At 51.5% G+C, this 9,851-nt stretch carries 12 protein-coding genes and 1 pseudogene; 6 read left to right on the forward strand and 7 right to left on the reverse strand.

Annotated features, from left to right (window positions below; genetic code table 11):
- Nucleotides 1–396 precede the first annotated feature (396 nt).
- Nucleotides 397–951 carry a gamma carbonic anhydrase family protein gene (locus KCR01S_RS21595; RefSeq protein WP_061285021.1) on the forward strand — a complete coding sequence of 185 codons (555 nt, stop codon included), beginning with the start codon at nt 397–399 and terminating at the stop codon, nt 949–951.
- On the opposite strand, the gene KCR01S_RS21600 is transcribed toward KCR01S_RS21595, so the two are convergent.
- The 6 genes from KCR01S_RS21600 to dprA are packed head-to-tail and all read right to left on the reverse strand — an operon-like array spanning nt 927 to nt 4,718.
- Nucleotides 927–1,184 (reverse strand): DUF1488 family protein, encoded by a 258-nt coding sequence (locus tag KCR01S_RS21600; protein ID WP_061285022.1) that lies wholly within the window; start codon nt 1,182–1,184, stop codon nt 927–929. The two genes, KCR01S_RS21595 and KCR01S_RS21600, sit on opposite strands and share 25 nt — an antisense overlap.
- Entirely contained in the window at nt 1,181–1,999 is an 819-nt protein-coding gene (gene aroE, locus KCR01S_RS21605) for a shikimate dehydrogenase (RefSeq protein WP_061285023.1), read from the reverse strand. Before aroE ends, KCR01S_RS21600 begins: the two co-directional genes overlap by 4 nt.
- Nucleotides 2,000–2,002: 3 nt before the next feature.
- The gene (gene tsaC / locus KCR01S_RS21610) at nt 2,003–2,575 is read right to left on the reverse strand and encodes an L-threonylcarbamoyladenylate synthase type 1 TsaC (protein ID WP_061285024.1); all 573 of its coding nucleotides are present in this window, start codon (nt 2,573–2,575) and stop codon (nt 2,003–2,005) included.
- Nucleotides 2,568–3,122, reverse strand: coding sequence for a DNA topoisomerase family protein (locus KCR01S_RS21615; RefSeq protein WP_061285025.1), 555 nt, complete (start codon nt 3,120–3,122; stop codon nt 2,568–2,570). Before KCR01S_RS21615 ends, tsaC begins: the two co-directional genes overlap by 8 nt.
- Before the next feature lie 26 nt (nt 3,123–3,148).
- Nucleotides 3,149–3,622 (reverse strand): DUF494 family protein Smg, encoded by a 474-nt coding sequence (gene smg, locus KCR01S_RS21620; protein WP_061285026.1) that lies wholly within the window; start codon nt 3,620–3,622, stop codon nt 3,149–3,151.
- Complete coding sequence (gene dprA, locus KCR01S_RS21625; RefSeq protein ID WP_061285027.1) at nt 3,594–4,718, reverse strand: DNA-protecting protein DprA; 1,125 nt, start codon at nt 4,716–4,718, stop codon at nt 3,594–3,596. The genes smg and dprA overlap by 29 nt, the downstream gene beginning before the upstream one ends.
- Before the next feature lie 129 nt (nt 4,719–4,847).
- Here dprA and def point away from each other — a divergent pair, with 129 nt between their 5' ends.
- From def to mscL, 5 genes are all read left to right on the forward strand, one after another.
- Complete coding sequence (gene def, locus KCR01S_RS21630) at nt 4,848–5,357, forward strand: peptide deformylase (RefSeq protein WP_061285028.1); 510 nt, start codon at nt 4,848–4,850, stop codon at nt 5,355–5,357.
- A gap of 14 nt (nt 5,358–5,371) precedes the next feature.
- Entirely contained in the window at nt 5,372–6,319 is a 948-nt protein-coding gene (fmt, locus tag KCR01S_RS21635; RefSeq protein ID WP_061285029.1) for a methionyl-tRNA formyltransferase, read from the forward strand.
- Between the two features lie 53 nt (nt 6,320–6,372).
- Nucleotides 6,373–7,662 (forward strand): 16S rRNA (cytosine(967)-C(5))-methyltransferase RsmB, encoded by a 1,290-nt coding sequence (gene rsmB / locus KCR01S_RS21640; protein WP_061285030.1) that lies wholly within the window; start codon nt 6,373–6,375, stop codon nt 7,660–7,662.
- A 21-nt stretch (nt 7,663–7,683) separates the two neighbouring features.
- Nucleotides 7,684–9,060, forward strand: a complete 1,377-nt coding sequence (trkA, locus tag KCR01S_RS21645; protein ID WP_061285031.1) for a Trk system potassium transporter TrkA — start codon at nt 7,684–7,686, stop codon at nt 9,058–9,060.
- 147 nt (nt 9,061–9,207) lie between these two features.
- Nucleotides 9,208–9,621, forward strand: coding sequence for a large-conductance mechanosensitive channel protein MscL (gene mscL, locus KCR01S_RS21650; RefSeq protein ID WP_061285032.1), 414 nt, complete (start codon nt 9,208–9,210; stop codon nt 9,619–9,621).
- Here mscL and KCR01S_RS21655 read toward each other — a convergent pair.
- A pseudogene (locus KCR01S_RS21655) lies at nt 9,560–9,837 on the reverse strand (alternative ribosome-rescue factor A); the annotation flags it as partial. The gene mscL and the pseudogene KCR01S_RS21655 sit on opposite strands and share 62 nt — an antisense overlap.
- Between the last annotated feature and the right edge of the window lie 14 nt (nt 9,838–9,851).

Here is a 9,851-nt window from a genome sequence, read left to right on the forward strand (position 1 = left end):
CCGAGGACGTTAAGAATCCATGTCACTTTGAGTGCCCACACAGATTGTCTGATAAATTGTTAAAGAGCAGTGCAACACGGCTTTCGCTCACTGTTGCGAGGTGGCGTATATTACGCTTTCCTCTTTCAGAGTCAACCCTCATTTTCAGGTTTTTCTCTTCAACCGAACCGGCTAGTTAGTGTGAAGTGATTCACGTTTGCCGTCTCAGTGGGTGCGCATTATAGGGAACTTTGTTTTTAGCACAACCCCTTTTCTCACTTTTTTTTCCAAGTGTCGTTTTTTCACACTTTTTGCGTTGTAAGTGTTCGATTTGCTTAATTTTTGAGATGAGAAACCCACAAATAGGCCTGATAATGAGAAAGAACTCCACTGAGATATCGTTTTAAAGAGGTAAACATGTCTGCCATTTTACGTCGCTATAAAGATTTATTCCCCCAAGTAGGCGATCGCGTAATGATCGACGCCTCCAGCGTCATCGTTGGCGATGTCCGCCTGGCTGATGATGTCAGCATCTGGCCACTGGTTGCTGCGCGCGGTGACGTCAACTATATCCAGATTGGTGCCCGCAGCAATATTCAGGATGGCAGCGTGCTACACGTTACCCATAAGTCGACAAAAAATCCGCAGGGAAACCCGCTCATCGTCGGCGAAGACGTCACCGTTGGGCATAAAGTCATGCTCCACGGCTGCACCATCGGTAATCGGGTATTGGTGGGAATGGGTTCTATATTGTTGGACGGTGTTATCGTTGAAGACGACGTGATGATTGGCGCCGGCAGCCTGGTACCACAACATAAGCGTCTGGAGAGTGGCTTTCTTTACTTAGGAAGTCCCGTTAAACAAATCAGACCATTAAAAGAGGCCGAACTCGAAGGTCTTCGTTATTCAGCCAACAACTATGTGAAGTGGAAAGACGACTATCTGGATCAGGACAACCATACCCAGCCCTGATTGTCCTCCTGCTGTTCACGAATCAGATCGCTGGCTTCCTCTTCCAGATCCCAGCGATTTTCACAAAACAGCGCCATCCACTGCGCCGGATCTTCCCCCCCAAAGCGACGAGCGATGACTTGCTTATCTATCGCACACATCAACTGCACGCCGTTCACCAGCGCAGGAAAGCAGATCGCATTGATATCCGCACGCCACTCTTCCCTATCAGGAAACTGAATGGCCTGATTCATACACCGAGCTCGCGTTTAAGCGATTCGATCACAGGTACGACATCAGGCAAGATACCGTGCCACAATAAAACAGCATGCGCCGCTTGCCCCACCAGCATTCCCAGACCATCCGCATAACGTTTCGCCCCATGCTGAATACACCATGACAGAAATGCAGTATTGCCTTTCTGATAAAACATGTCATAGCAGCACACGTGTGCATTCACTAAGGATGCAGGTATCAAGGGTGTTTCACCGGCAATACCGCTGGAAGTTGCGTTAATAATGAGATCGAATTCATGACCATCCAGTTCCGACATCGGCTGCGCGTTCACGCTCCCCGTGTGACGGAATAGTTCGGCAAGCGTCTGAGCTCGTGAATGGGTACGGTTAGTGATGGTGACGCTGCAGTCCAGAGAAAGCAGCGGCAACAATACGCCACGTGCCGCGCCACCCGCGCCAATCAATAGCACACGATAGCCAGGTTTAATCAGCGCCAGTCTTTCAAGATCGCTCAATAATCCGATGCCATCGGTGTTATCACCAAGAATACGCCCATCGTCGAGCCGTTTAAGCGTATTCACCGCGCCCGCCAACGCCGCGCGTTCAGTCAGCTCATCCGCTCGTGCATAAGCCTCTTCTTTAAAAGGAACCGTGACGTTGGCCCCTTTCCCCCCCTGCTGGAAAAAAGCATTTAAGGTAGGGATAAAGTCATCCAGCGGTGCCAGCATGCGCCCATAAGGGTGGGTTAACTGTAGCTGCTGCGCAAATTGCTGATGAATAAACGGTGACTTGCTGTGCGCAATCGGGTTGCCAAAAACGACGTAGCTTTCCATACATTATCCCTGGCGAAAACGTTCGCCCGTCAGGGCATCAAGGATTTCCGACGGATTCAACCGCCCTCCCGTGAGTGCATCAACCACCGGAAAATCATCGCCAAACTGGGCGATAACCTCGGCCGTTGTACGACACGGTGGCTCCCCACTCAAATTGGCACTGGTTGAAACCAATGGCTTGCCGTAGGCCTGACAGAGTTCGATAACTACGGGGTGGTCGGTCACTCTGACAGCGAGCGAGTTAAAACGGCCCGTTAACCAACCCGGTGTGGTTGCCTTCGCAGGGAAGACAAACGTCACCGGTCCTGGCCAACGAGAAAAGACGGCTGCACGCTGCTCCTCGCTTAACATACTGTCGTCAATATAAGGTTTCAGCTGCTCATAACTGGCGGCAATGAGGATGAGCCCTTTTTCTACCGGACGTTGTTTCAGTACCAGCAGGCTCATAACCGCTTCTTCACTGTCGGGATCGCAACCGACGCCAAATACAGCTTCGGTTGGATAGGCGATGACTTCTTTATTATTCAGAGCAACAACCGCACGCTGTACGCTCTCTGATGGCAGGTTTTTATTCACTGATTTGTTTCGCCGGTACCGGCTTTCCACATTGTTTACTGGCACAAAAGCGTTTTACGCCCTGCGCCGTTTTCTTTTCGATAAGCAGCGGGTAATGGCACTCGGGACACTCCCCCGCTACCGGTGTGAAGTTAATGACAAACTGGCATTCCGGATAGCGATCGCAGGAATGAAAGTTTTTACCATAACGTGAGCGGCGTTGAACCAGTTTCCCCTGCTGACAAGCAGGGCAGGTAATTGCCGTTTCATCGGGTTTGTCTATAACTTCAGTGTGTTCACACTCAGGATACTGACTGCATCCAATGAACATGCCAAAGCGTCCCTGGCGCAATACCAGTTCGGCACCGCATTCAGGACATAGCTGCCCCTCCAGAACTTTTACGACATGTCCATCCGCCTGATTTTTCAGGGGACGAACATAATCGCATTCCGGATAATGGGAGCAGCCAAGAAACGGCCCGTGCTTACCGGACCGTATGACTAGTTCAGCCCCGCACTGCGGGCAGGGCTCGTTTTTACGCACCGAAAACAGTGCTGATTTGGTCATAACCACTCTTGATGCCACATAAATAATTAGTGCAGCATACCTTCATTCGTCTCGAAGAGTAATTCTTCCATTTGTTGATACGCGTTTTCGCAGCCGGGAAGATTGAACAGCACCATTAAAATGACCCATTTCAGCTCTTCCAGCTCAAACTCTGCGGTATCCAGAGCCATCACGCGCTCAATCACCATTTCCCGCGTTTCGAGGTTCAGCACCTGAATCTGCTCCAGGAATAACAGGAATCCTCGACAACTGGCATCCAGACGCTGACTCTCCTCCTGTGTAAAAATGCGCACGGAGAGAGGATCGGATGCAAGCTGCATCGGTTCTACGAGGCCTTCCTGATAATCGGCGAGCTTTTCCAGCCACATTAGCGCGTTGAAGATATCTTCACGTTCGAACCCCGCATCGGTAAGATCCCGAGTCAGTCTGTCCTGATCCACGCGCATTTCTGTTTCGTTATGGATGTAGGTCTCAAACAAATACATTAGTACGTCGAACATGGCCTGCCCTCCTTAATCGGACATAGCCGCCGGGTACTGCTGCGATCCATCCTGCTAACTCCAGTTCAAGTAGCTGAGCCACGATAACTGGCACAGGTTGGCCGGCACGTTCAGCGACGACGTCAACAGGTGTTGCCTCATCTCCTACGTTAGCCAGGAGCTCAGGAAATGGCAATGCTACAGATTCCTTATCTGCACAATAATTTGTCATCCCCGCACGGACGGGCAACTGTCTGTTTACGTCCGGATATTGCGCCAGAATATCTTCGGGCTCGGTAGCCGTCACCACCCCTTGTTTAATCAGCCAGTGTGGCCCCTCCGTTCCCGGATGCCCCAGTGGCCCCGGAATAGCAAATACATCTCGCCCTTGCTCAAGCGCGCAGCGCGCCGTGACCAAAGAACCGCTACGGAGCGCAGCCTCCACCACCAGCACGCCGGAGCTTAATCCGCTGATAATTCGGTTTCGACGGGGGAAATGATGTGCGACAGGGAGTGCGGCAAGGGAAAACTCGGAGACCAATGCCCCACCGCTGGACACAATACTTTCGGCCAACGCTCGATGACGATGGGGATAAATATGATTCAAACCGCTTCCGAGCACCGCAATCGTCCCACCGCCGGCCTGTAACGCCGCGCGGTGAGCGACACCATCAATGCCTAGCGCCAGTCCACTGGTGATCGTCACGCCTTGCTTTGCCAATGCCTCGCAAAAGTATCGCCCCCAACGTTCCCCATAGAGTGAATGTTGGCGACTTCCCACAACCGCAATCTGTACTGTACTCAATAAATGCACGTTGCCGCGGACACAGAGTACCGCCGGGTAGTCGCGAATAGCTCTTAATGATTCAGGATAAAGCGGCGAATCCGCCAACAAAAGGGTGCTATCTGGTAATGCCAGCCACCGCTCGGCAGCCTCTCGTTCAGCAGAAGTGAACGAAAAAAAACGCTGAGCTTGCTTGACGCTAAACCCGAGTTTCGCCAGGGTCTGTAGGGTGATATGCGCTTGCTGACGCAGAACGCACAGCGCGTGCAACATTTCATCACCGCATAACGTATTGACCTTCAACAGACGGAAGGCGACCTCTTCTGGCGACATCCTTTTCTCCCTGCCATATGCGGCATCAGCAATCCTTGCGATTGGTCAGTGATGCTGTCAATTAGAGGGGGTTTTGTCTAGAATAGAGGTAATAATCTTTCCTACTCCTGAACAGAACTCTGGATATTTATGGCAGTTTTGCAAGTGTTACATATCCCGGACGAGCGTCTTCGCAAAGTCGCAGAACCGGTAAAAGAAGTGAATGAAGAAATCCAGCGTATTGTCGACGATATGTTCGAGACAATGTACGCCGAAGAAGGTATTGGCCTCGCAGCAACGCAGGTTGATATCCATAAACGGATTATCGTTATCGATGTCTCCGAGAATCGCGAGCAGCAGTTGGTGTTAATTAACCCAGAACTGCTGGAAAAAGACGGCGAGACCGGCATCGAAGAAGGTTGCCTGTCGATTCCTGAACAGCGGGCGCTGGTGCCTCGCGCCGAACGCGTGAAAATCCGCGCACTTGACCGTAACGGTAATTCATTTGAACTTGAAGCTGACGAGCTGCTGGCTATCTGCATCCAACATGAAATGGATCATTTAGTCGGTAAACTGTTTATCGATTATCTTTCTCCGTTAAAACAGCAACGTATTCGTCAAAAAGTTGAAAAACTGGATCGCCTGAACGCGCGTGCCTAAGGATAAGGATTAACGTGGCAGATTCACTACGTATTATTTTTGCGGGTACTCCTGACTTTGCAGCGCGTCATCTTGATGCGCTGCTGTCGTCTGAGCACCAGGTCGTTGGCGTATTTACTCAGCCTGACCGCCCTGCTGGCCGTGGTAAGAAGCTGATGCCCAGCCCGGTTAAAGTTCTGGCAGAAGAGAAAGGGATCCCGGTCTTCCAGCCGGTTTCGTTACGTCCGGAAGAAAACCAGAATCTGGTCGCCGCTCTCAACGCCGATATCATGGTTGTGGTGGCCTATGGCCTGATTCTGCCAAAAGCGGTGCTGGCTATGCCGCGTCTCGGCTGTATCAATGTCCATGGTTCCCTGCTGCCACGCTGGCGTGGTGCGGCGCCTATTCAGCGTTCATTGTGGGCCGGTGACAGAGAAACGGGCGTCACGATTATGCAGATGGATGTTGGTCTGGATACGGGTGATATGCTGCATAAACTCTCCTGTCCTATCACTGCTGAAGATACCAGCGCCAGCCTTTACGACAAGTTGGCAGATCTCGGGCCGCAAGGTTTACTGCATACGCTGCATCTGTTGGCAACCGGCGCGGCAAAACCAGAAGTTCAGGATGAGTCCCTGGTCAGCTACGCAGAAAAGCTCAGTAAAGAGGAAGCCCGCGTCGACTGGACGCTCAGCGCGGCGCAGCTTGAGCGCTGCATTCGCGCCTTTAATCCGTGGCCGATGAGTTACATCGTGATAGACGACCAGCCGGTGAAAATCTGGCAGGCATCGGTGATTGATAAAATCGCAGCAGCCGAGCCAGGCACGATTCTGGAAGCCACCCGCCAGGGTATTCAGGTCGCAACCGGGGACGGGATCCTGAATCTTATCTCACTGCAGCCAGCAGGTAAAAAAGCCATGAGCGCCCAGGATCTTCTGAATTCGCGCCGGGAATGGTTTGTACCCGGAAATCGTCTCCTCTGACGGTTCATCTCTTTTAAAGCCCGGAGTCTCCGGGCATTTTTATTTCTACGGTTATGAAAAAACATCTGAATTTACGCAGTATGGCGGCTCAGGCCGTTGAGCAGGTTGTCGAAAAAGGACAGTCGTTAAGTAACGTCCTGCCCGCGATGCAGCAAAAAGTTGGCGATAAAGATAAAGCGCTGCTGCAGGAGCTCTGCTTTGGCGTACTGCGCTCCCTTTCTCAGCTCGAATGGATGATCAAACAGTTGATGGAACGCCCGATGACGGGAAAACAGCGCACCGTTCATTACCTGATCATGGTGGGTCTGTATCAATTGTTGCATACGCGCATCCCTGCGCATGCCGCGCTGGCCGAGACGGTCGAAGGTGCGGTCGTCATCAAACGCCCTCAGTTGAAGGGCCTGATTAACGGCGTGCTACGCCAGTTCCAGCGTCGCCAGGAAGAGCTTCTGGCCGAGTTTTCACAAAGCGAGCTGCGCTTCCTGCATCCATCATGGCTGGTAAAACGTATTCAAAACGCTTACCCGCAGCAATGGGAAAGTATTCTTGAAGCCAATAATCAGCGCCCACCAATGTGGCTGCGCGTCAATCGCAACCATCACACCCGCGATAGCTGGCTGGCGCTGCTGGCTGAAGCCGGTCTCACGGGCCTCGCGCACACTGATTATCCCGATGCCGTGCGTCTGGAAACGCCAACATCCGTACTTGCGTTACCGGGTTTTGAACAAGGGTGGGTCACCGTACAGGATGCTTCAGCACAGGGCTGCGTTCGCTATCTACAACCGCAAAACGGTGAGCAGATACTCGATTTATGCTGTGCACCCGGTGGTAAAACCACGCACATTCTCGAAGTGGCACCAGAAGCCAACGTCATGGCGGTTGATGTTGATGAGAAGCGCTTATCGCGCGTCTACGATAACCTGAAACGTCTGGGCATGAAGGCGACGGTAAAACAGGGGGATGGCCGCTATCCTCAGCAATGGTGCGGCGAACAGCAGTTCGATCGTATTTTATTGGATGCACCGTGCTCCGCGACCGGCGTAATTCGCCGCCATCCGGATATAAAATGGCTGCGCCGCGACCGCGATATTGCAGAGCTTGCGCAGTTACAGTCCGAGATACTCGATGCCACCTGGGCACATCTGAAACCGGGCGGCACGTTAGTGTATGCAACCTGCTCTATTCTGCCAGAAGAGAACCAGCAGCAGATTGCCGCATTCCTGGCACGTATGCCAAATGCCGTACTGAGCGAGACCGGAACGGCTGAACAGCCGGGCCTCCAGAATTTACCCGGTGCAGAAGAAGGCGATGGTTTCTTCTACGCTAAGCTAATCAAGAAGTAATGAGATAACGGGTCGCAACTGATGAAGATAATCATTCTGGGCGCCGGACAAGTCGGTGGTACGCTGGCAGAAAACCTGGTCGGGGAAAATAACGATATCACCATTATCGATACCAACGGTGAGCGTTTACGCAGTTTGCAGGACAAATTTGACCTGCGCGTGGTACAAGGCCATGCATCGCACCCCCGCGTTTTGCGCGAAGCCGGCGCAGATGATGCCGATATGCTGGTTGCCGTGACCAGTTCAGATGAGACGAATATGGTGGCTTGCCAGGTCGCCTACTCGTTATTCAATACGCCGAATCGCATTGCCCGTATCCGCTCGCCGGATTATGTCCGTGATGCTGAGAAACTATTCCATAGCGATGCCGTACCAATCGATCATCTGATTGCGCCAGAGCAGTTGGTTATCGACAACATCTATCGTCTGATTGAATACCCCGGTGCACTTCAGGTTGTGAACTTTGCTGAAGGCAAGGTAAGTCTGGCCGTCGTCAAAGCCTATTATGGCGGGCCGCTGGTAGGGAATGCGCTCTCAACCATGCGCGAGCATATGCCGCATATCGATACGCGTGTGGCCGCTATTTTCCGCCACGACCGTCCTATCCGTCCGCAAGGCTCAACCATCGTCGAAGCCGGTGATGAGGTGTTTTTTATCGCCGCCTCACAGCATATTCGGGCGGTAATGAGTGAGCTTCAGAGACTGGAGAAACCCTATAAGCGGATTATGCTCGTTGGCGGCGGTAATATCGGCGCAGGTCTGGCACGGCGACTGGAAAAGGATTACAGCGTGAAGCTGATCGAACGCGATCAGCAGCGCGCAGCAGAACTGGCAGAAAAATTACAGAATACGATCGTTTTCTTTGGCGATGCATCGGATCAAGAGCTGCTGGCCGAAGAGCATATTGATCAAGTTGATCTGTTTATTGCCGTCACTAACGATGACGAAGCGAATATTATGTCGGCGATGCTGGCCAAACGGATGGGCGCCAAAAAGGTCATGGTGCTGATCCAACGTAAGGCGTATGTCGATCTGGTTCAGGGAAGCGTCATTGATATCGCGATCTCGCCACAGCAGGCCACGATCTCAGCGTTACTTAGCCATGTTCGCAAAGCAGACATTGTGGGCGTTTCGTCTCTGCGTCGAGGGGTTGCAGAGGCAATTGAAGCCGTCGCCCACGGGGATGAAAGCACCTCACGGGTAGTAGGCCGGGTCATTGATGAAATTAAGCTGCCGCCTGGTACCATTATCGGTGCGGTGGTGCGTGGCAATGACGTGATGATCGCCAACGACAATCTTCGCATCGAACAAGGTGATCACGTCATCATGTTCCTTACCGATAAAAAGTATATTTCGGATGTGGAACGGCTTTTCCAGCCAAGTCCCTTCTTCCTTTAATTTGCGAAAGGCACTCAGCGAGTGCCTTTTTTATTAACCCATTATTCTATAAGGTTTAATTAATATACGCCTATTTATTATCACCGATGGAAAATAGATAAACATTTGTTAAACTTATAAACGTCAGCTAGCACAAGGGAGAATATAATGAGCATTATTAAAGAGTTTCGCGAGTTCGCGATGCGCGGGAATGTAGTTGATTTGGCAGTGGGTGTCATTATTGGTGCAGCGTTTGGTAAGATCGTATCCTCATTAGTTGCGGATATCATCATGCCACCGCTAGGTCTATTAATCGGTGGAGTCGACTTTAAACAATTTGCCGTGACGTTGCGTGCTGCGCAGGGGGATATCCCGGCTGTCGTTATGCACTACGGTATTTTCATTCAGAATATTTTTGACTTCGTGATCGTTGCCTTCGCAATCTTTATGGCGATTAAACTGATGAATAAGTTAAATCGCAAGAAAGAAGAGCCAGCGCCGGCGGCTCCCGCGCCATCAAAAGAAGAAGTGCTGCTGTCTGAAATCCGCGATCTGTTAAAAGAACAAAATAACCGTTCTTAATCAGACGACAGAAAGCAGAAGGCCAGTGGTAAATAAGCACGCTGCTTGTTTGCCACTGGCCTCCCGACCATATTGTTTACCGTGTTTGTCTTTTCGCAGATAACTTCCCTTACCCTTCTTATTCTTCTCAACGCGCTGACGAAACAGTGGATCGTGCAGTAACGCTTCAAGGGCATTGTCGTTTATCTGCCCCTTTGTATGTTGGTAGCGACTCATACTTACTCCTGATT

This window comes from Kluyvera cryocrescens NBRC 102467, from assembly GCF_001571285.1.
Taxonomy (GTDB): domain Bacteria; phylum Pseudomonadota; class Gammaproteobacteria; order Enterobacterales; family Enterobacteriaceae; genus Kluyvera; species Kluyvera cryocrescens.

Excerpts from the sequence above, each read along its gene's own strand:
- trkA (WP_061285031.1), top strand. The coding sequence starts at position 7,684 with ATGAAGATAATCATTCTGGGCGCCGGACAAGTCGGTGGTACGCTGGCA.
- KCR01S_RS21600 (WP_061285022.1), bottom strand. The coding sequence starts at position 1,184 with ATGAATCAGGCCATTCAGTTTCCTGATAGGGAAGAGTGGCGTGCGGAT.
- KCR01S_RS21615 (WP_061285025.1), bottom strand. The coding sequence starts at position 3,122 with ATGACCAAATCAGCACTGTTTTCGGTGCGTAAAAACGAGCCCTGCCCG.
- smg (WP_061285026.1), bottom strand. The coding sequence starts at position 3,622 with ATGTTCGACGTACTAATGTATTTGTTTGAGACCTACATCCATAACGAA.
- aroE (WP_061285023.1), bottom strand. The coding sequence starts at position 1,999 with ATGGAAAGCTACGTCGTTTTTGGCAACCCGATTGCGCACAGCAAGTCA.
- mscL (WP_061285032.1), top strand. The coding sequence starts at position 9,208 with ATGAGCATTATTAAAGAGTTTCGCGAGTTCGCGATGCGCGGGAATGTA.
- rsmB (WP_061285030.1), top strand. The coding sequence starts at position 6,373 with ATGAAAAAACATCTGAATTTACGCAGTATGGCGGCTCAGGCCGTTGAG.
- def (WP_061285028.1), top strand. The coding sequence starts at position 4,848 with ATGGCAGTTTTGCAAGTGTTACATATCCCGGACGAGCGTCTTCGCAAA.
- KCR01S_RS21595 (WP_061285021.1), top strand. The coding sequence starts at position 397 with ATGTCTGCCATTTTACGTCGCTATAAAGATTTATTCCCCCAAGTAGGC.
- dprA (WP_061285027.1), bottom strand. The coding sequence starts at position 4,718 with ATGTCGCCAGAAGAGGTCGCCTTCCGTCTGTTGAAGGTCAATACGTTA.